The following is a 20494-nucleotide window of genomic DNA, read 5'->3' as shown; positions in this document are numbered from 1 at the left end:
CAGGTGATCGCCGACCGGGCCGAGAAGGCAGCGGTGATCGTGACCACCAACCTGCCGTTCTCCGAGTGGTCGCAGGTGATCCCCAATCCGCGGCTGTGCAAGGCGCTGATCGATCGGCTGACCGACCAGGCCCACATCATCACCACCGGGACCGAGTCCTACCGGTTCCGTCGCACAACGGCCCAGCGCAAGGCGAGCAAAACCTGATGGGAAGGACAGGGACATGACGCGATCCACGGCGCAGAGGGCGGTCCGGAACGGCTGGTCGGGCGCCGGCTTGATGGGCCAGGCACCGCAGCAATCGCGGGCATTATTGTCATCTGACGGAATATGGCGCTGTCAGCGTGGGCCAGTGTCCGGCCGGCGCACGAGTGCTGATGGCATGGCACACCGTATCACCAGTCCATGGCAGCAGGCCGCCCCGTTACGCAGTAACGGAACGGCATGGACAGCGGCCTCCGCTGCCACACCCGGCATCTGCACGTCCGGCCCTGGCGGGATCACCTGGCTGCCTCGCCATTTATTGTCATCTGACGGAATTCAGCCTGTCAGTGACAGACCAGCACCACTGCCAAGCCGCGGGCAATATCCGTCAGTGACGAAAAACAGGCGAGGCAGCGCTGAGCGGCCCTGACGCGAAAGGCACGGCAGGCAAATCATGATGGAAAGGACAGAGATCTGACGCTGACCGGCTGAGCCGGGCCTCGGCCCGGCTCAGCCGGTCAAACCCCGGAGGGTGGGCCAGAATTCGTCAGCACAAGTGGGCCAAAATTCATGAACACAGCCAGGTGCTCGACAGGCTGGTGCCGGAGGCTGGTGCGATCTATGTCATGGACCGCGCCTATGTCGATTTTGCCCGGCTCCATGCGTTGCACCAGGCCGGTGCGTTCTTCGTCACGCGTGCCAAGTCCAACCTCCGGGCGCACCGGGTGTACTCGGCACCGGCCGATCGGGACGCGGGGATTATCGCCGACCAGACGATCGCGCTGGATGGCGCCCGCACCCGGCACGAGTGTCCCATCCGCCTCCGCCGTATCCGCTTCAAGGATCCGGAAACGGGCAAGACACTGGTGTTTCTGACCAACCAGACGAGCTTGCCGGCGGCGACCGTATGCGACCTCTACAAGGCTCGTTGGCAAGTTGATCTATTCTTCAAGTGGATCAAGCAGCACCTGCGGATCAAGCGCTTCTATGGCACCTCGGAAAACGCCGTGAAGACGCAGATCTGGATCGCCGTATCGGTCTACGTGCTCGTGGCCATTGTGCGCAAACGGCTGAACCTGGAGGCCTCGCTCTACACAATGTTGCAGGTGGTTTCGGTGTCAGTATTCGAAAAGCTACCGATTCAATCTGCGTTTTTGCCTGGCGCCTACGGTTTCGATGCCGCTATGGAAAATAACCAATTGAATCTATTCACAGATTGACCGGACAGCAGTGGGGAGATATAATAACCGTATGGTGAACATAGACGAGCCAATGCTGAATGCAGCCCACGCCCGTTCGATGGCAATCGGCAGCTAATCGCTTCTGGCGGGGCGTGTGGTTGCTTCCATTGTCTGAATACATTTGACGCGACCAAGGTGATGCACTGGGGTGGGAAAGGCGGTAAGACTGCCTTCCGCCCGGTGTGCCATTATGACACTGTACTGTCATCACGGGCTGATCCCATTGACCCGTTTTTCCTGCGGCGTATGAACGCGCGTTTCTTTGGCGGCGAGCGCGCAAAGCTCGACCTGACCCATCCAAAACACCAATCAGCAAAATAGTCGCAACCATCAACGGTGCCGCCGGTTTATCGGGGCCCGCTTCGATCTTATGAACGGAGACGACGGACAGGGACAACCGGCCGCCGGCATCCATGCGCTCCTGACAGCATCGTTGCCATCACCCCCCGCGCATGTACCGCCGCGCCAGGATCCGCACATGGTCCCGGAAGTGCGGCCGCAGCCGCTCGGTCCATTCCGACGATGCGGCCGCCTTCCACGCCGCCCCGGCCGGCACCTCCGGCGACTGTAGATGGTACAGCGCCAGATAGCGGTGCGTCCCCTTCGCATCCCTGAACCGCCGCGCCGACAGCACGTCCGGCACCGCGGCCAGGGACGGGATGTGCTCATGGTCGTACCACTCGTTGAATTCGGCTTCGCGCTCGGGCGTGACGTTCATCGCGTTCACCAGCAGGCCGCCGGCGCCGGACGGGCTGTCGGCGTCGCCGGGCAGGGTCTGCTCCCCCTCGAAGCGCAGCAGCCGCGTGCACATCGGCGCCACCCGTTTCGACCAGGGCGACAGGTTCTCGTGCGCAATCGCCAGGTATGGCGCGCTGGCCAGCACCGGCAGGCCGGCGAGGTCGTAGCTCGCGATCGCCTGCTTCGGGTTGGCGGCGCTGATCCAGCGCTCGCACAGGCCGAAGCCGGGGATGCGCTGGCGTTCCGGGATGTGCTCCAGGTCGTACCAGTCGTGGAACTCGTCCTCGTGGGCGTTGGTGAAGTCGAAGGCAACCAGCAGCAGGCCCTTGGCCATTGTTTCCTCCATCAGGTTGCGATCCGGTTCAGGCTTCTTCAGGTATGAACAGGCGGGCGTCCGGCACCGTGCCGGTGATCGCCACGGAGTTCGCCAGCCGGCGGCGCCGGCAGAAAACAAGCGCGGTCCGTTTCCTTCCCGTCATGGTCGGGCGTGTCCCCGGAGCGCCAGTAGGCGCCCCGGCGCGGCATCAGTCCAGCCCGAAGAACCGGGCGATGCCGGCGGTCGCATCCACCGCCGCCTGGGCGACGAAGCGGACCGGCTCGGCCCTGGGCACGTCGACCGGATAGGCGTGCGCCAGGCGCGGCAGCGACCACATCTCCACTGGCGGCCGCACCGCCCGTCCGCCCGGATGCGTCCAGGTCCGGTGCTGCACGCCGTTCTGCACCTGCTGCAGCGCTGATGCCTCGGCCAGCTCGTGCAGCGCGCACCATTGCCGCGCCAGCAGCGTCGCATTGGTCGGCGCCACCGTCCTGTCGGCCAGCCCCTGCCAGATGGACAGGCGCGGCCAGGGGCCGGCGAAGCCCGCGGGCGCGGCGGCGCGGACCTGCGTTGCCAGGTGCCCGGGGCTGCGCTGCGGGCCGGCCGCCGCCATGCGGGTCAGCGCCTGCAGCGCCGAGCGGGCCGTGCCCACCGGCAGTCCGGCGACGCTGGCGCCGGCGGCGAACAGGTCGGGATAGGCGGCCAGCAGCGCCACCGTCATCGCCCCGCCAGCCGACAGTCCCAGCACGAAGACCCGCCCGGGATCGCTGTCGCACCGCTGCATCGCCGCCCGGGTCATCGCGGCGATCGACGCCGCCTCGCCGCAATCGCGCGCGCTGTCGCCAGGGCGGAACCACTGGAAGCAGCCGGCGCGGTTGTTGGCATCCACCTGCTCCGGCAGGACCAGCGGGAAGCCGAGGCGGTCCGCCATCTCCATCCAGCCGCTGGCGGCGGCGAAGGTCGCGGCGTCCTGGCCGCAGCCGTGCAGCAGCACCACCAGCGGGCGGCCGGGGACGACGGGGGGCAGATACAAGCGCATGCGCAGCCGACCGGGATTGTCGCCGAACGCGGCAACGGTCAGCAGCTGGCCGGTCTCGGGCGCGGTCGTCGAACCGAGCAGACTCGCCACCGCCGAACCCATCCGCGCCTTGATGAAATCCTTCGCGGACCGGAGGGCGCGGCCGGTCGTATGGAGATGACGGGACCAATCCATGCCTCGGCCGGCCTTTCACTGGTACCTGACGCATATGCGGCCCGGCGCGAGGGGGGTCAACCACGCCGCCGGTTCCAACCCGGTGATGCCTCTCCTATCTTCCCGTACGATGATATGACAGATCCCCAGGCAGACGAGTCGCTCCAACCATGTTGCATCTGACCAAGCTGGCCGTCGGCGTGCGCGACGTCGAGCACCTGCGGGAACTGCAGGCCGTGCGCAGCCGCGACAACCCGCCGCTGCGGCACCGCACGCGCAACCACCCGCGCCGCCGGGCCGAGGTGCTGAACGGGGGCTCGATTTACTGGGTGATCACCGGCTCGATGCTGGCGCGCCAACGTATCCTGGACATCATCGAGGACCAGTACGAGGACGCCACCGCCTGCACCGGCCTCATCCTGGACCCGGCCCTGGTGCCGCTGATCGGCCGGCCGACCAGGCCGTTCCAGGGATGGCGCTACCTTGAACCCGAGGCCGCCCCACCCGATCTGCCGGAGCCGGGCGCGGTGCGGGGTCTCGACAGCCTGCCGGCCGCGCTCCGCCTGGAGTTGCGCGCCTTATGCCTGTTATGAAGATATGGTTCCGTAGGATCATCGTCCCATCGTCATGGCCGGGCGTGTCCCGGCCATCCCCCCCCCACCGTTGCAGCGCAGATGGCCGGGACACGCCCGGCGATGACGATGGGGCAACGGGCCTCGCCCATTTTCATCCATCGTGGTGCCCGCGGGCGGGCTGGAGGACTGCTTTGAGAGCCGAGCCGAACCTGGATTCGCCTGTTCCTGGCCTTGTGCCGGGGCCGCGCAGCGGCTGGTTGGTTGCGGCGATTCCGTCGGTCGTGCAGAAGTGGCAACGATGAGCGCAACCCATGTCATCGGCGCCGGACTGGCCGGCCTCGCGGCTGCGCTGTCGCTGACGGCGGCGGGCCGCGCGGTCGTGCTGCATGAGGCCGGGCCGGTCGCGGGCGGGCGGTGCCGGTCGTATCTGGACAAGGAACTGGGGCTCAGGATCGACAACGGCAACCATCTGCTGCTGTCGGGCAACCGTGTCGCCGGCGCCTACATCGCCGAAATCAATGCGATCGACCGGTTCGCCATCCCGGATCGGGCGGTGTTTCCGTTCCTCGACCTGAAGACGCGCGAGCGCTGGGTGCTGCGGCTGAACAATAGCCGGATCCCGTGGTGGATGCTGCGGCCCGGCGGGCGGGTGCCGGACACGCGGCTGACCGACTACTGGCGCATGGCGCGGATCGCCCGCATCCGCGACGACACCACGGTAGCCGACAGCATGCGGCGCGGCCGCCTGTTCTGGCGGCTGGTCGAGCCGCTGGCGGTGGCGGCGCTGAACACCTCGACGCAGCACGGCTTGGCGCGTCTGCTGGGGGTGGTGCTGCGCGAGACGCTGATGCGCGGCGGCGCCGCCTGTCGCCCGATGCTGCCGAAGGAAGGGCTGTCCGAGGCGCTGGTCGACCCGGCCGTCGCCACGCTGCAGGCACGCGGCGCCGGGATCCGCTTCAACCACCGCGTCGCCGGCCTGACGATCGAGGACGGCCGCGTGACCGCCCTGCGCGGGCCGGACGCCACGATCCCGCTCGGGCCGGCGGACAGCGTGGTGCTGGCGGTGCCGCCATGGGTCGCCACCGACCTGCTGCCCGGACTGATCGCGCCGGATCGGTTCGAATCTATCCTGAACATCCATTTCCGGCATGACGCTGCGCCCCAGGGGGCGCCGCGGGGGCCACTGGCGGAAGCCGGCTTCATCGGCCTGATCGGCGGCACGGCGGAGTGGGTGTTCCTCAAGCCCGGGCATGTCTCCGTCACCATCAGCGCGGCGAACAGCATGGTGGACGAGCCTGCCCGGTCGATCGCGCTGGCGGTCTGGCCGAATGTCGTGGATGCGCTGGGGCTGGATTCGGTGCTGAAGGACGAGCCGCCGGCGTATCGCGTGGTCAAGGAGCGCCGGGCGACCTTCGCCGCGACCGCCATACAGGATGCACGGCGGCCACAGGCAAAGACAGAAATGGCCCGAAACATGGCGCTCGCGGGGGATTGGACCGCAACCGGGTTGCCCGCCACCATCGAGGGGGCAATAAAGTCAGGTCGTTCCGCCGCGAACGTGATTCTCTCAGCCTGAGTTCAAGGATACAATGGCTCTCGACGCGACGACCGGGCTGGTGCTCGACGAGCACGCCCTGGATGATTCGGTCCAGCGGGCGTCGGAGGCGCTGCTGCGCCACCGCAAGCCTGACGGACACTTCGTCTTCGAACTGGAAGCCGACACCACGATCCCGGCCGAGTATGTGCTGCTGGAGCACTTCCTCGACCGCATCGACCGGCCGCTGCAGGACCGCATCGGCGTGTATCTGCGCGCCTGCCAGGGCGCGCATGGCGGCTGGCCGCTGTTTCATGACGGGGCGTTCAACATCTCGGCCAGCGTGAAGGCGTACTTCGCGCTGAAGTGCATCGGCGACGATCCCGAGGCGCCGCATATGCGCCGGGCGCGGGAGGCGATCCTGGCGGCCGGCGGCGCGGAGACGACAAATGTCTTTACGCGCATCCAGCTGGCCCTGTTCGGACAGGTGCCGTGGCGGGCCGTGCCGGTGATGCCGCTGGAGATCATGCATCTGCCGCTGTGGTTCCCGTTCCACCTGTCCAAGGTCTCGTACTGGTCGCGCACCGTCATCGTGCCGCTGCTGGTGCTGATGGCCCGCCGCCCGCAGGCGCGGAACCCGCGCGGCGTGGACGTCCAGGAACTGTTTTGCACGCCGCCGGAGCAGGTGACGGACTGGATCCGCGGCCCGTTCCGCTCCTACTGGGGGCGTTTGTTCAAGAGCCTTGACGGCGTGCTGCGCCACGTGGAACCGCTGTTCCCGCACGCTGGCCGGGAGAGCGCGACCGAGAAGGCGGTGGCGTTCGTCACCGAGCGGCTGAACGGCGAGGACGGGCTGGGCGGCATCTATCCCGCCATGGCGAACACCGTGATGATGTTCGACACGCTGGGGTATCCGGCTGACCACCCGGACGCCGTGACCGCCTGGCAGGCGGTGCGCCGGCTGCTGGTGATGGAGGAGGACCGCGCCTGGTGCCAGCCCTGCCTGTCGCCGGTGTGGGACACCAGCCTCGCCGGGCACGCCCTGGCCGAGGCCGGGCTGCCGACGGATGACGCCTGCGTCTGGCTGCGCCCGCTGCAGATCACCGACGTCGTCGGCGACTGGGCGGTGCGGCGTCCGGGGCTGAGGCCGGGCGGCTGGGCGTTCCAGTATCAGAATCCATACTACCCCGACGTGGACGACACCGCCGTCGTCGGCATGCTGCTGCACCGCAACGGCGACCCGGCCTATGCCGAGGCGATCGAGCGCGCCCGCGAATGGATCATCGGCATGCAGTCGTCCGATGGCGGCTGGGGCGCGTTCGAGCCGGAGAACATCCACCTCCACCTGAACCACATTCCGTTCGCCGATCATGGCGCGCTACTGGACCCGCCGACGGCGGATGTCAGCGCCCGCTGCGTCTCCTTCCTCGCCCAGATCGGCATGCCGGTGTATGACCCGGTGATGGAGCGTGCGCTGGAGTTCCTGCAGCGGGAGCAGGAGCCGGACGGCAGTTGGTATGGCCGCTGGGGCACCAACTACATCTACGGCACGTGGTCGGTGCTGTGCGCGCTGAACGCCGTTGGCATACCGCCGGATAACCCGATGATGACGCGGGCGGTCGATTGGCTGGCCTCGGTGCAGCGCGCGGACGGCGGCTGGGGCGAGGACGAGGAAAGCTACGGCGACGCCCCGCACGGCCGCTACAAGGAGAGCACCGCGAGCCAGACCGCTTGGGCGGTGCTCGGGCTGATGGCGGCGGGGGCGACGAACCATCCGGCGACGGCCCGCGGCATCGCCTACCTGGCCGCCACCCAGAAGTCCGACGGCGAATGGACCGAGCTTCCCTACACCGCGGTCGGCTTTCCCCGGGTGTTCTACCTGCGCTACCACGGCTACCGCCTGTATTTCCCGCTGCTGGCGCTGGCCCGCTACCGCAAGCTGCGGCGGGGGAACGCGCAGCGGGTCGAGTACGGCTTCTGAGCGCCGTGGCGCGGCCCGGCTTCGTCGTCGGCCTTGCCGCCGAGGCGCGGATTGCAGCGCGGTTCGGTTTTCCCGTGCGGGCCGGTGGCGGCATGCCGGTCGGCGCGGCCGAGGCGGCGTCGCGGCTGGTGCAGGAGGGCGCGACGGCGCTGATCAGCTTCGGCCTGGCCGGGGGATTGGACCCGGCGCTGCGGCCGGGGATGGTGGTGGTGCCGGAGACGGTGCTGTGCAGTGGCGAGGTGTTTGCGGCCGATGCGGCGCTGGCCGCCCGGTTCGGCGGGTTCACCGGGCATGCCATGCTGGCCGGCGAGACGGTGGCGGCGGACGCGGTGGCCAAGCGGGACCTGTTCGCGGCGACCGGGGCGCAGGCGATCGACCTGGAAAGCGGCGCGGTGGCACGGGTGGCGGCGTCGCACGGACTGCCGTTCGCCGTGGTGCGGGCGGTTTGCGACCCGGCGGAGCGTGACTTGCCGCCGGCGGCGCTGATCGCGCTGGACCGGCATGGGGCCATTGGGCTGCTGGCGGTGCTGGGGTCGGTGCTGCGGCGGCCAGGGCAGATCGCGGCGTTGCTGACGCTGGGGGGCGATGCGGCGCGGGCACGCCGGTCGTTGGTGCGGGTCGTCCGGTTGCCGGCCGCCATCGGATAGCGCTGGCTGGTAGCGCGGCCCTTATGATAGTGCGCTGCGACAGGAGATGGCCTTAGCCGCGACTTCCACGCCACATGCGTAGGTTGTAGCGAAGTCGGTGGTCGGTGCCGGATGCGTCGCTTCAAGATCATTTTTCGTGTAAAACGCGCTTTAATGTGGGCAATGTTTTAATCATTGGATGGCTACAGCTTTTTAGGGCGGCCGGGGTGCTCCGGTTGACCTATTGGGCGCGCAGAGTGGCCTGCATTATAGGAGGAAATGGCTAAAACCGGCTCTTGATCTGTCCAAAGCCTCTTGATACATGGGAGAAATATACCCACATCGGCGGCCTAGTTTCTTTGGAGATCTAGATGGCTGGTGATTTTGCACGCTTCTTCCAAGCACTCTTGCGCAATGGGGGGACCGGGTACGCCTACGGGTCCGGTTCAGTACGGCAAAACACGCAACATGCTCGTAGCGGCGGCAATGGCCCGCACGGCGGGATATACCCCGATTATCGTAACACAGCCTGATCTCCGGCTGCGTGAACAAGGTCACGCTGATGCAGTCCGCGAAGCGAGGTCCGCCGAATTTGGCGACCATGGCCTTGATCTCGGTCTTGACCCAATGCGCGGAAGCCCTCTCCTGTATCAAGAGGTGACGTGCGGTACGTTCGTCACCCGTTCGCTGATATTCGACATTATGCAGGTAAGGCGGGCGAGGGACTTCACTGAGAAGCTGGATCGGTTCCAGCGCGATAAGCCCGAAGAGTATGTGGCGCATGTCGCTGGCAAAATTGTCCTTATTCAGGACGAGGCAGACTTGTTTCTGGATGATTTGGCACTGCTCGCCGAGGCTGCGCCAACCGAACGAGAGCGGCGGAAGTTGCTCGCCAATATCAAGCAGATCGAATCCACATTGGACCGGTTGGTCCGCGACTCGCATGCCGTGTTGAAAGTAAGCGCGACAATTTGCACTAATATGCTTGCCGCTATCAAGCAGGGTAAAGCGCCACCGCCCGAGGCAATCTATGTTGCCCCTATGGAACACCCGGATTACCAAGGTTTAGCGGATTTCGTGCACCGCCCAATCCGCCCGATTGCTGGCAAGTATGATTTTAGCAAAGATGACGATCTTCCATTATTTGTGGACGCCGTATTGTGCCGCTCGGACAAGCCGGTGGCACTGATTAACGTCCACAAGCATACGGCGCATCATAACGCGATCAAACGTGAGCTTGAGGAATACATCAGGCGGAGCCATGCGACTCTCGCCCGAGAGTGCGAGGTTATCGAAGTAAATAACACCACCGGCCTTGGACAGAATCGTAGGTCCGTCGCAGACCTAATCTCGGATGCGCACCGCGCCGGCAAGCAGTTTATCTTCGTTATCGGCGGCAAGAAGCTTGATCGCGGCATTCGCTGTGCCTCATCAAATGTATTCGACGATGGAGCACGGCTAGGAGACGGACGTCACGCAACGGACCATTTCATGCGCCCATCGGCAAAGCTCGTCCTTCCAGCCCTACAGCAACAGATGCGCTTGAGTGGGCGCTACCCTGGTGGCAAACCTCGCCACCTCTGGATGCCAGAAAGTGATTATACCGCATTGAAGGAGTATGCCCAAGTTCAGCGCGATATGCTCGCCGAGCTGCAGAAACCAGTGGCACATCGGTCGGACCTCATTCCTCTGTCGGAGACATTGGAGAAGTATCTTAGCGGTGGGATGGTTCTGCTCATGTCTGAACGTCACAAGCAGTTCGTCGGCGATCCGATAGGTGATGCGACCCTATTCAAGACGGCGGCAGAAGCGCGAGCGTTCTGCGAGAGGCAGGGTTTCCGCTTTATCGAACAGAGTGACATTTTGTGGGTGGAGCATCTGGTGGCTGGATTGGACCCTCAAGCCCGAGAGGCAGTCATTAAGGGTGAACTGGCAAGCCGTCTTGGTCGCAACCCAAGCCTCCGTGTCCTCGCAAAATACACCAAGGCCCGCAATCAAGGACGTCGGTGGCGATCGGACGGGCACTGCATCGACCTTGGTCGGCAGACCATTGCCGGTAAAACCGGCGAGGCTGTACTTATTGCCTACATGCGCGCTAAGGATGCTGAAGCAGCGCCTGCAGATGCGGAAATTCGTGTCGAGCTAAACGAAGCAAATGCGGTCACAGGATTTCAGGTTGCCACTCGTGCCAAGCACCTCAAACTGGTGGCTTGATTTTCGAGCAATCGCGCTCATCCATGGGCGGGCATAGCGTTAGATCCCGATGTCCTCTGAGCCGACGCTCTGGCTTAACAACCGGAGCGTCGGCTTACCCACCTCAGGCCGCTCGGCCCAGATACCCGAACCGCTGCATCATCGGCCCATGGTCACGCTCGATCCGCGCCTGCTGCGCCGGGCTGAGCACCGCGCGCCAATGGCCGGCTTGCCCGGTGCCGAAGAACGGGCCGGTGGCGTTGGCGGGACGCTCCCTGAAGCCGTTCGCCTGTTCCTGCGCGCTCATTACCTCGAACGAACTGAACGCAATCGCCCGGCTCAGCCGATTGGCCGGCGGCTCCTGGCCGAGCCAGCGGATCTGGGCACCGAACGCCGCTTCCGGGTCGCTGGCCATCGCCTCATAGCGCACCACCAGCACGTTCGGGTCCGGCTGGCTCGTCCAGGACTGGACATGGGCGGACCAACTGCTCAGGAACTCGAACACCCGCTCGTCCGAGCGGCCGGTCGCGGCCTGGGGATGCGCCATGAAGGCGATCGTGTCGTCGATCGAGAGGCCCATGTGGCGGCTGTAGGACACCACGATGTCCCGCGGATCGCGGACGATGCAGATCGCTCCCGCCGTCACCGCCGGCGTGATCAGCGGCACGCCCGCGACCGCCAGCCGGGCGTTGTGCGTCTTCACGAAAACCAGCGTCGAATCCAGCGTGGTCAGGTCGCGATGCACCAGCGGGCGCATGCGCTGCACATCCGGCACCGAAAACTGCGACGCCGGCCGCTGGTCGTACCGCGCGTATCGCTCGGCGTTGACATCCGCCGCCGTCAGATCCGTCAGGCGGTTGATGTCGCACGGCGCATCGGCGTTGCGGATGTAGTTGTGCAGGAACGCGCGTACCCAGGTGTTGCCGGATTTCGGATACGACGCGATCCAAATCAATTGCCCCATGCTCACAACCCTGGAAACGCTCCTGGCGCGGATCATACCGCTTTATGCCGCCCGAGCGAATGGCGAGGCTTCGGGGCTTCAACCAGGGCGCGCGAACGGGCTTGTTGCGGAGCGTCAGCGCCGCAGCAAACCGCGATCTGCCTTGGTGGAACAGGCGGCGTGGCACGACGGCTGCCGGCCCGCACCGCGGTCATCTGTGTGCATCTGTGTTCATCTGTGGTTCCAAAACCGCGCATCCTCAGCGCGGCACGGACCGATCGTTGACGCTCAGGCTGGGATGCAGCGCGTTTGTGCTTCCTACGGAATAAGGGGAGCCACAGATGAACGCAGATGCACACAGATAGGGTGTTCCGAGAGCCCGGCCCGATCACGCAGGCCGGCAGGAACCTCCCACGAGCAACGCAACATGACATAGGTCATTGGTCTGAACCGCCGTATGATGCGCTGTTCGACCCGCAGGCCGTTCCGCATCCGGCCTTCCGCCTGTCGTCGTGGCTCTCCTTCGGCCGGGCTCATCAATCGGCCTGCAGCAGGTCCAGCCGGTAGCCGGGCTCCCGAACCTGCCGCGCTACTCGCAGCGGACCGGCCGTCGCGGCGATGAACCGGTCCGCCGCCTCGTCGCCGGTGCATGGGTCGTCGGACTGCCCCAGCCAGTTGACCAGGATTACGCACACCCCCGGCACCAGGCTGCCGCACACAAGCCCGGCGGTGCGGTCGATGTCCGCCGGGGCGAGGAAATACAGCACCTCCGACAGCACGATCAGGTCGAACCGCCCCACCGGCCACGCCCCCGGCACCCGCATGCGCCGGAACCGCACCCACGGCTGATCCGCGCACCGCGCCCGGGCCGCTGCCAGCGGCTGCTCGACCAGGTCGATCCCCAGCAGCGCCTCGCAGCGCGGCGCCAGCATCCGGGTCAGCACGCCGATGGAACAGCCGATCTCCAGGCCCGAGGCGAAGCGGCGGCCGTCCAGCGCTTCCAGGGTCTGCCGGTATTTCGCCTGTTCATAGGCATTGCCGGCAAACCCCCACGGGTCCGGGCTGGCGTCGTAAAGCCGCTGGAAATGCGCGGCGGAGCGGGACCGGGTCATGCCGCGAGGAACGTCTCGCACGGGCTGTCGAAGATCGACAGCAGATCGGCCGGCAGGCTGAAGGCGTTCGGATCATCGGTGATCAGCCCGCCGAACTGCGACCGGTGCGCCTGGATCGCGCGGCGCTTGGCAGCCAGGAACGCCGCGACGTCCAGCCGCCAGCCCGCGCCCGGCGCCTCGGGGAGGGCAGTATCGGCCGGCAGCGTCCAGCCCCAGACTGGATAGGCCACCGAGCGTATCCCCACCGTCCCGGCCACCGCCGCCGCCACGATGGCCGCGGCTTCGTGGTCGCAGTGCGGATCATGCCGCCACGGCGCGACGATCGCCGTGCAGGCCGCCTCCTGCCGCACCAGCGTCAGCAGCTTCGCCACCACCGCATCGAACGCCGGACCATGGTGTGGCGCCGCGGTGTCCGGCTGCTCCAGGAACACCAGACGGTGCGCCGGCAGGCCCAGCGCCGCCGCGGCCTCCCGCGCCTCCTGCGCCCGCACCGTCCGCAGCCGCGCCGGTGGATACGCGCGGGAGCCGGCATGCGACCCGGCGCCGTCCGTCAGGAACGCCACCAGCGGCGCCCGGTCGGCGGCGACGCAGGCGGCGATCAGGCCGCCGCACCCCAGGCTTTCGTCGTCCGGATGCGGCGCCAGCACCAGGCAGGTGCCGTTGCCGATGATCGTGTCCAGGTTGCTGACTGGCAGGACCCGCCAGCACGCGTGGAAGTCCGCCGCCGTGCTCATGCCGTCACCGTTGCCTCGGGGTTGGCGGTGAACCAGCTTGCCGATCCGGTCAGCACCTCGTCGGGCGCGGGCTGCCGCAGGTAGGTGGACAGGTCGCGGCAGATCCGCTCCACCGCGGTGCCCTGCCGGAACGCCGACAGGCCCAGCGAACGCTGCACCAGCCGCATGGCATCGAGGCAGGCGGTTTCCACCGCGATCCGCCCCAGGCCGACGGTGGCGACGCGCTGCGCCGTATCGGCCGCGAGGTCCTCGGCCGCCCGTGCGGCGGCGCGGACCCACAGCCGGCTGGTTTCGCGCGCGATCATCGCTTGGCCGATGCGCGCCTGGCCGTGCGGACTGTCGAGCCGCCCGGACTCCCGCAACTGCGCCACGGCGACGTCCAGCAGGGCGATCAGCCCGCCCAGCGCCACGGCCGAACCACGCCAGGCGCCAGCCGAGAAATCCGGCTCCCGCAGGTAGTCGCCCAGTTCGCCGAGGATTGCACCGGCCGGGACATCGCAGCCGGTGAAGTCCACCGCACCAGTGGTCGAAGCGCGCATGCCCTGCAGCGGCGCGGGCAGCGGGCTGACGGTTTCGCCGATGCCCAGGCGCAGCACCAGCATCCGCGTGCCGGCCGCCTCGTCCGCCGCGGTCACCAGCGCGCCGCCGGCATGCCCGGCGCTGGAGCAGAACTGCTTGCCGCCGTGCAACCGGATTCGGTCGCCCGCTCGCTGCATGCGCAGGCCGCCCGCCGGCGGATCAGTCACCCACAAGCCGAACAGGCAGCCGTCCCGCGCCGCCGCTTCCGTATCCCGCTGCTGCGCCTCGGTCCCGTAGCGGGCGACGAGGTGCATGGTGTTGATGTGCGCCTCCAGCACGCGCCCGACGGAGAGATTGCCCTGGCCAACCAGGATCAGCAGCGAGGCCAGCCCGTCGGCCAGGGCGTCGTTGCGTTCACGGCCCTGCACCGGCAGCGGCATCGTCAGCGCGCCGAGGTGCCGCAGGCGCTCGATCTCCTGGTCCGGGAACGCGGCGTCCCGGTCCAGTTGCCCGGCCCGCTCCTGCATCCAGGGCACTAGGGCGGCGGCTTCGTGAAGCAGCGATGACTGGTCTAGGGGCACGGCTGCCTCCTGTCGCGTGGCACGGGATCGCGGCCGTGCCGTGGAATGGTACAGCCGATCATGGCTAATCCGCCGCCAGCGATCCGGCCAATGCCGGTTGCGGTGTGGCTGCCAGCCGTCGCACGATCGCCTCGGCCTGCGCGACCTCTTGCCGCAGGTCGCCAAACCGGACGCGGCGCCGGGTCAGGCGCGGGCTGGCCCGCTCCAGCGCCGTCCAGGCGGAACCGAAAAAAGGGCGGTGCAGCGCCTCGGCCAGCACACCGGCAGGAATCTCCAGGTCATCGGCCAGCACCAGGTCGAGGCGTCGCGCCGTCCAGGCCCGGCGCGCCGCGGCCCGCAGGCTGTAGCGCAGGAACGCCGCGGCGGCGGGTTCGGCTTGGTCGTCGGTGAATTCGTCCTGCCGTTCCATCCGGCGGCGGATCGCATCCGCCATCCCGCCCGGCGCGCGCCCCTCGATGCGACCGGACACCGTCACCGTGATCCCGGGATCATGCCGCACGCGGGCATCCATCCGCCACAGCGCGGCGACGAACGCCCGGTCCTCCCCGGCTTGTATGGCCGGAATGCCGTCGACGCGGTGATACGCCGCAGCCGAGACGGCCAGGCTGGCGCCGGATGCCGAGGCATGGCGCGGTGGCGGATCATGCGGCTCGGGGTCCAGCAGCCAGGCCAGGTCGTCCAGCAGGCCGATCAGCCGGCCCTCCAGCGCATCGTCGGCGTGCAGGCGTGGTGGGATCAGCGCCGCCTCGGCCGGATCGAGCTCGGCCCGCCCGCAGACGACGTCGGCGCCCCGATCCAGCGCGGCAAGGTTGCGCCGGACCCAGCCGGGCGGCACAACCGCATCCGCATCGGTGGTCAGCAGCGCGCCGCGCGGACCGGCCACATCGGCTGCCAGCCGCATCGCATCTCGCCGCGCGCAGCCGGCATTGGCCTTCCCGGGCGGCAGGTCCCGGCTGACGATGCGCAGGTCGAACCCGAGCCCGGGCGAAAGGGCGCGGGCAATGGCCTCGGTGTCGTCGGTGCAGTTGTTCAGCAGCAGGATCACGGCGTCCGGACGGCGCTGCTGGTCGCGCAGGGCCGTCAGGCAGGCGCCGATACGCTCGGCTTCGTTCCTGGCCGGGACGGCGACGACCGCCGGACGAGTATCCTGATGCACGGAATCAGGCGATTCCGCGGTCTGGTCTGGCATGCGGCTTCCCGGCTTGTTCTGGCTATGAACCGCGAAAGCGAGGACCGGTTGAGCCCACGACCATGGCTCACCCAGGTGTTATCCGGCTTGCTCTGATGAAAAAGCGACGTATACGGCGCGCATGACACAGCACATCGCAACCGACGTGGCGATCGTCGGGGCCGGCCCGGTCGGCCTGTTCGCCGTTTTCGAGCTTGGCATGCTCAAACTGTCCAGCGTGCTGATCGACGCCTTGCCGGAAGTCGGCGGCCAGTGCACCGCGCTCTATCCGGAAAAGCCGATCTACGACATCCCGGCGCATCCGGCGATCGAGGCCGGCGCGCTGATAACCCAACTGGAGGAGCAGATCCAGCCGTTCGCCGCGCCCCGCCTGCTCGGGCGGCAGGTCAACGGCCTCAGCGGTAAGGCCGGTGCCTTCACCCTGACCACCGACCGGGGCGACGTCATCCACGCCAAGGCCGTCCTGGTTGCCGCCGGCGCCGGCGCGTTCGGCCCGAACCGTCCGCCGCTGGACGGGCTGGAGGCCTACGAGGCCAGCGGCGCGGTACAGTACTACGTCCGCCGGCGCGAGGACCTGCGCGGCAAGCGGGTGGTGATCGCCGGTGGCGGTGACTCGGCCGTGGACTGGGCGCTGGCGCTGAAGGACATCGCCTCGGTGTCGATCGTGCACCGGCGCGCCAGGTTCCGCGCCGCGCCGGAAAGCGCCGCGCAACTGGATGAGGCGGCGAGCAGCGGCGCGATCGAGATGGTGATCCCCTACCAGCTTCACCGCCTTGCCGGCGCCGATGGCGTGCTGTCGGCGGTGGAGGTGGCGACGCTGGAGGGCGAGGTGAAATCGATCCCGGCCGACGTGCTGCTGCCGTTCTTCGGCCTATCGATGGACCTGGGGCCGATCGCCGCGTGGGGCCTGCAGAGCGAGAAGCATCATGTCACGGTCGATCCGGCGACCTGCCGGACCAGCCTGCCGGGCGTGTTCGCCATCGGCGACGTGGCGACCTATCCCGGCAAGCTGAAGCTGATCCTGCAAGGCTTCAGCGAGGCGGCGATGGCGGCGCACGCGATCTTCCCGGTGGTGCATCCCGACCAGGCGCTGCATTTCGAGTACTCGACCAGCAAGGGCGTGCCGGGCTGATCGTCCGCTACCGTCCGGGCCTGTCCCCATGGCTATCAGGATACGGCGGCGGCTGGGGAAGGATTTGGCGCCCGGTCCGTTGCACCACCGTCATGGTCGGGCGTGTCCCGGCCATCTGCGCTGCGACGGCTGGGGGTGGATGGCCGGGACACGCCCGGCCATGACGATAGGGCGACGACCATGCCCTGTTCCCCCTAAGGTTAGCGCCCATGGGGACACACCTGGCCATGACGGTGGGCAGCGCGCGCGGCCGCCTCGTCCCAACCTACCTGCGGTCTGCTGTAGCCTCCGGCTTTCAGATAAGCCGCGCCACCGGGATGCTGGCATCAGGAAACGCCAGCGAGGTCAGGAGCCCCTCCAGACCGACCTTCGCCTCCGACAGATAGCCGCCTGGCGACGGCTCCCGATAAACGGTCACCCGCCGATGCTCCAGGTCGACCAGCCACACCTCGGGGATGCCCGCCCGTTGGTGCGTTACGGGTGGACGCTGCTCCATGACGGCGGGAAAGCCTGGTCAGGCCGCAGACCCTTCCCACGCGAACGGGTCAACCCGAGCAACACCCATCGCTGCAAAATGCTTTTCATTTCGTGTCGCAACGACAAGGCCGGCGCTGATGGCAGTGCTCGCCACCATCATGTCTGCAATGCCGATCTCGACGCCGCTGTTACAGGCCGCACGCGCAAGCTGACGAAGCCGCAGGGCCTCCTGGAGGCCAAAGGGCATGATGCGTTCGGGGTAAAATGCCAGGACCCGAGAAAGCCATTCGGCGAGTTCAGCAGCATGCCGTGTGGCGCCTGCGCCCTCCCGCTTGCCGATCCCGGCGGCAATCTCGCCAATCGCCACCATTGGCAACCATAGATGCTCCGCGTGGTCTTCGATCCAGCGCCGAGCGCGACCCTTTGCCGGTTCAGGCATGGCCCGGCGGTCCGGTGCCGTCGCTGACAGGACGTTGGTATCGAGCAGGTATCCTCGGCTCATAAGCCGAGATCGCGCGGCGGCGTCTGGTCGCGCTCGATTTCGCCGACATCGGGGAACGACAGCAGCAGCGATGCGAAGGAAGGCTTTGCCCCTTTCAGGGTGCGCCATTGCTCATACCCAAGCACCACGGCAACCGGCGAACCATGTTTCGTGACCACGGTTTCGTGCCCACTGGCCGCGTTATCGACTACCGATGAAAACGCCGCCTTGGCTTCACGAAGCTGCATTTCCCGCATGATCAGCCCAATATGACCACGTGTGGTCATATATCGCGGGGCAGGTGCCGACGTCAAGCGTGGTCATGTCCGGGGACGGCAGGCCGACCATCAATCGGTCGTTTCCGGAGCCACCATACCCGAGCCGAACGGCGCGTTACGAGATACGAGGCACGGTCGTTGACGTGACGTCACACCAGCTATCCGGAACAAGCTTGGGCACAGGCTTCGGCCTGCCATCCACGCGTGGCGGGGTGGCAACAGCCAAAGGCGTGGATGGCGGCCCTTCGGCCGCCATGACGATGAAGGCGCGCCATCGGCATGCCTCAACTTACCCTGCTGCAGCGCCTATGTGGGCATGTCGGGCCGCGACGATGGGGGAGGCCCGCGGCCTGCTCCGGCGCCTGTCAGGCGGCGGCGAAGCCCAGGCGGCTGGCGGCCAGGGCGCGGCCGATCAGCGGCAACAGGCTGGCGAGGTCCGGTCCGGTCTCCTCGCCGGTCAGGGCCAGGCGCAACGGCGTCAGCAGCGCTTCGACCGTTCGTCCGGTCGCCCGCTCCAGCGCGGCGATCCAGCGCGACCAGACCGTGGTGTCCCAGGGTTCCGGCGGCAGCGTCTCGCAGGCGGCGACCAGCACGTCCCGGTCGTCCTCCATAATCGGCGGCACGATCGATCCGGCCACCACATCCCACCAGCCGCGGGCCTCCTTCAGGAGATCGAGCTCGCCCCGCACCGCCAACCAGAACGCCTCGGTCGCCCCGCCCGGCAGCCGATCGGCCACGGCGGCGAAATCGAGCGTGCGCAGGATGGCGCGATTGGCCCCGAGCAGGCGGGCCATGTCGAACTTCGCCTGCGCCATGGCCGACAGCTCGAACCCGGCCGCCAGGTCTTCCAGCGACGGCGGGGGGGCGTCCACTGCGGTGACGCCGGCAAGGCAGGCAGCGATCGCGCGTGGCTCGACGCCGTCGTTGCGCAGGCTGCGCAGGGACAGGCTGCCGAAATGGCGGCCGCCCGGCGTCCCTTCGCTATCCGTCAGCGCCGGCAGATGGGCGAACCGGATCGCGGGCTCAATGCCCATCAGGGCCTCGAACAGCGCGATCTGCGCGGCGGTGTTGCCGGCACTGTCCTCGCCGCGGATGACGTGGGTCGTCTTGCTGTCGATATCATCGACCACGCTGGCGAGGATCGGCGCCGGCAGCCCGTCCGCCTGCGCCACGACCGGGTCGGAGACCGCGGCCAGCGTCGCATGCCGCCGCCCGAGCACCAAATCGTGCCATTCCAGCATCCGGTCCGGCAGCCGGAAGCGCCAGTGCGGGCGCTTGCCGCCGGCTTCGGCGTCCCGGCGCTGCTTGTCGGTCAGCCGCAGCATGGCGCGGTCATAGACCAGAGGCTGGCCGCGCTTGCGGCGGAATTCCAGCTTCGCCTTCAGTTCTTCCCCGGTTTCGAAGCAGGGGTACAGCAGACCGTCGCGCTTCAGCCGCTCGATCGCATCCTGGTACAGCGGCAACCGGTCAGACTGGCGGATGCAGTCGTCCCAGCTGACGCCGAGCCAGCGAAGGTCCTGCATGATGGCGTCGGCCTGCCCCTGGGAGCGCCGCTCCTCATCCAGGTCGTCCAGCCGGAGCAGCATCCGGCCGTTCCTGCGGCGCGCGAACAGATGGTTCGCCAGGGCGACCCGGGCGCCACTGAGGAACAGCAGCCCGGCCGGGGAAGGCGCGAAACGGACGCGGGTCATTCTTCGTCCCCCTCGAGGTCGAACTCGTCCTGACGCGGGTCGAGGGAGCGCCAGTCGCGTTCCTCGGCGCTGGCGCGGGTATCGACGAAGTCGCCAAGCTCGGTGGTGCTTTTCCAGCCGGCATCGCCCGCATCAAGCACGACGGCGTCCTCGCCGAAGGCGAACCAGGCTTCCAGCACGTCCTTCGAACTCATGCCGGGGACGCGGCAGCGCTCGACCGAGTCGCGGACGTAGCGGCGGGCAAAGGCGTTGGCGTGCATCAGCGTACCGAAGCCGCCGATTTCCTCGGTGATGTTGTCCTGGGCGCCGCCGGACAGGTCGAGAATCCGGACTCGCCAGCCGCCTTCGGGGGCGAAGAGGTCACTCATGGGGCCTGGCACCGATTGAGGATAGGGGTGTTCATCCCGGGCAACCTACGGACGGCATTAAGGCAATTCAACGGCAAGGCAGCGGGGTCCGCGTGCCGAGGCCGTCCATGCCCGCGGTCCGTGAGGCGGCGCGGCGGATGAAGCCGGCAAGCCGGCTGCCCGGTCCTGCATACCAAAAGCTGTGCAGTTGCACTGCCGCAAACGCGCCGGTTGATTGCCGTGGACAGGGCGCGCACGCAACGACAGCGTAACGCCGCCGCCGGTGTCTTGTGATTCGGAACGCCGCGCGGCGTTGTCATCCCTACTTTGAAATATACAGAAAAACTACCGTCATATTCAGTATATTTCGTCACAAAATAATTCTTTAGAAGATAAATCACACAAAAGCT

General features: G+C 67.4%; 19 protein-coding genes and 1 pseudogene. 8 read left to right on the top strand and 12 right to left on the bottom strand.

Annotated elements, in window-relative coordinates; genetic code table 11:
• Together CCS01_RS23610 and CCS01_RS23605 are read left to right on the top strand one after the other, a co-directional pair.
• A partial coding sequence (locus CCS01_RS23610; RefSeq protein WP_158258565.1) for an ATP-binding protein occupies positions 1–207 on the top strand: 207 nt, incomplete at its 5' end.
• Between the two features lie 560 nt (positions 208–767).
• Positions 768–1424: pseudogene (locus CCS01_RS23605) on the top strand (IS4 family transposase); the annotation flags it as partial.
• Positions 1425–1884: 460 nt separating this feature from the next.
• On the opposite strand, the gene CCS01_RS23600 reads toward CCS01_RS23605, so the two are convergent.
• Both CCS01_RS23600 and CCS01_RS23595 read right to left on the bottom strand, forming a co-directional pair.
• Positions 1885–2517: a DUF4286 family protein gene (locus CCS01_RS23600; protein WP_104521212.1), complete on the bottom strand. Its 633-nt coding sequence runs from the start codon at positions 2515–2517 to the stop codon at positions 1885–1887.
• A gap of 190 nt (positions 2518–2707) precedes the next feature.
• Positions 2708–3712 (bottom strand): extracellular catalytic domain type 1 short-chain-length polyhydroxyalkanoate depolymerase, encoded by a 1005-nt coding sequence (locus CCS01_RS23595; protein WP_239992366.1) that lies wholly within the window; start codon positions 3710–3712, stop codon positions 2708–2710.
• A 149-nt stretch (positions 3713–3861) separates the two neighbouring features.
• Between CCS01_RS23595 and CCS01_RS23590 the strand changes: the two genes are divergently transcribed.
• The 5 genes from CCS01_RS23590 to CCS01_RS23570 all read left to right on the top strand — a co-directional run bounded on the left by CCS01_RS23590 (position 3862) and on the right by CCS01_RS23570 (position 10621).
• Positions 3862–4284 (top strand): DUF1489 family protein, encoded by a 423-nt coding sequence (locus tag CCS01_RS23590; RefSeq protein WP_104521211.1) that lies wholly within the window; start codon positions 3862–3864, stop codon positions 4282–4284.
• A gap of 280 nt (positions 4285–4564) precedes the next feature.
• Positions 4565–5842, top strand: a complete 1278-nt coding sequence (gene hpnE, locus CCS01_RS23585; protein WP_104521210.1) for a hydroxysqualene dehydroxylase HpnE — start codon at positions 4565–4567, stop codon at positions 5840–5842.
• Positions 5843–5855: 13 nt separating this feature from the next.
• Complete coding sequence (shc, locus tag CCS01_RS23580; protein WP_104521209.1) at positions 5856–7781, top strand: squalene--hopene cyclase; 1926 nt, start codon at positions 5856–5858, stop codon at positions 7779–7781.
• A 5-nt stretch (positions 7782–7786) separates the two neighbouring features.
• Positions 7787–8428, top strand: a complete 642-nt coding sequence (locus tag CCS01_RS23575) for a phosphorylase family protein (RefSeq protein WP_104521208.1) — start codon at positions 7787–7789, stop codon at positions 8426–8428.
• A 447-nt stretch (positions 8429–8875) separates the two neighbouring features.
• Positions 8876–10621 carry a hypothetical protein gene (locus tag CCS01_RS23570; RefSeq protein WP_104521207.1) on the top strand — a complete coding sequence of 582 codons (1746 nt, stop codon included), beginning with the start codon at positions 8876–8878 and terminating at the stop codon, positions 10619–10621.
• A gap of 103 nt (positions 10622–10724) precedes the next feature.
• Here CCS01_RS23570 and CCS01_RS23565 read toward each other — a convergent pair whose 3' ends face one another.
• The 5 genes from CCS01_RS23565 to CCS01_RS23545 all read right to left on the bottom strand — a co-directional run bounded on the left by CCS01_RS23565 (position 10725) and on the right by CCS01_RS23545 (position 15678).
• Positions 10725–11564: a sulfotransferase domain-containing protein gene (locus tag CCS01_RS23565; RefSeq protein ID WP_158258564.1), complete on the bottom strand. Its 840-nt coding sequence runs from the start codon at positions 11562–11564 to the stop codon at positions 10725–10727.
• 515 nt (positions 11565–12079) lie between these two features.
• On the bottom strand, positions 12080–12655 hold the full coding sequence (locus tag CCS01_RS23560; RefSeq protein ID WP_104521205.1) for an SAM-dependent methyltransferase: 576 nt from the start codon (positions 12653–12655) through the stop codon (positions 12080–12082).
• Complete coding sequence (locus CCS01_RS23555) at positions 12652–13389, bottom strand: PIG-L deacetylase family protein (protein ID WP_104521204.1); 738 nt, start codon at positions 13387–13389, stop codon at positions 12652–12654. Before CCS01_RS23555 ends, CCS01_RS23560 begins: the two co-directional genes overlap by 4 nt.
• Positions 13386–14489 (bottom strand): acyl-CoA dehydrogenase family protein, encoded by a 1104-nt coding sequence (locus CCS01_RS23550; protein WP_146101925.1) that lies wholly within the window; start codon positions 14487–14489, stop codon positions 13386–13388. The genes CCS01_RS23555 and CCS01_RS23550 overlap by 4 nt, the downstream gene beginning before the upstream one ends.
• A gap of 64 nt (positions 14490–14553) precedes the next feature.
• Positions 14554–15678 carry a glycosyltransferase gene (locus CCS01_RS23545; RefSeq protein WP_104521202.1) on the bottom strand — a complete coding sequence of 375 codons (1125 nt, stop codon included), beginning with the start codon at positions 15676–15678 and terminating at the stop codon, positions 14554–14556.
• A 121-nt stretch (positions 15679–15799) separates the two neighbouring features.
• Between CCS01_RS23545 and CCS01_RS23540 the strand changes: the two genes are divergently transcribed.
• Positions 15800–16810, top strand: coding sequence for an NAD(P)/FAD-dependent oxidoreductase (locus CCS01_RS23540; RefSeq protein ID WP_104521201.1), 1011 nt, complete (start codon positions 15800–15802; stop codon positions 16808–16810).
• A 295-nt stretch (positions 16811–17105) separates the two neighbouring features.
• Here CCS01_RS23540 and CCS01_RS23535 read toward each other — a convergent pair whose 3' ends face one another.
• From CCS01_RS23535 to CCS01_RS23515, 5 genes are all read right to left on the bottom strand, one after another.
• A complete protein-coding gene (locus CCS01_RS23535) occupies positions 17106–17306 on the bottom strand; it encodes a Uma2 family endonuclease (RefSeq protein WP_104521200.1) in 201 nt (66 codons plus the stop codon).
• An 18-nt stretch (positions 17307–17324) separates the two neighbouring features.
• The gene (locus CCS01_RS23530) at positions 17325–17789 is read right to left on the bottom strand and encodes a PIN domain-containing protein (protein ID WP_158258563.1); all 465 of its coding nucleotides are present in this window, start codon (positions 17787–17789) and stop codon (positions 17325–17327) included.
• On the bottom strand, positions 17786–18055 hold the full coding sequence (locus CCS01_RS23525) for a type II toxin-antitoxin system Phd/YefM family antitoxin (RefSeq protein ID WP_239992365.1): 270 nt from the start codon (positions 18053–18055) through the stop codon (positions 17786–17788). Before CCS01_RS23525 ends, CCS01_RS23530 begins: the two co-directional genes overlap by 4 nt.
• A 356-nt stretch (positions 18056–18411) precedes the next feature.
• Positions 18412–19737: a glutamate--tRNA ligase gene (locus tag CCS01_RS23520; protein WP_104521197.1), complete on the bottom strand. Its 1326-nt coding sequence runs from the start codon at positions 19735–19737 to the stop codon at positions 18412–18414.
• On the bottom strand, positions 19734–20105 hold the full coding sequence (locus tag CCS01_RS23515; RefSeq protein ID WP_104521196.1) for a hypothetical protein: 372 nt from the start codon (positions 20103–20105) through the stop codon (positions 19734–19736). The genes CCS01_RS23520 and CCS01_RS23515 overlap by 4 nt, the downstream gene beginning before the upstream one ends.
• Positions 20106–20494: the final 389 nt, after the last annotated feature.

Origin of the sequence: Rhodopila globiformis (assembly GCF_002937115.1) — a bacterium.
GTDB classification, from domain to species: Bacteria; Pseudomonadota; Alphaproteobacteria; order Acetobacterales; family Acetobacteraceae; genus Rhodopila; species Rhodopila globiformis.
The sequence above is the reverse complement of the archived record's forward strand: the minus strand, read 5'-3'. Positions and strand labels throughout refer to the sequence as shown.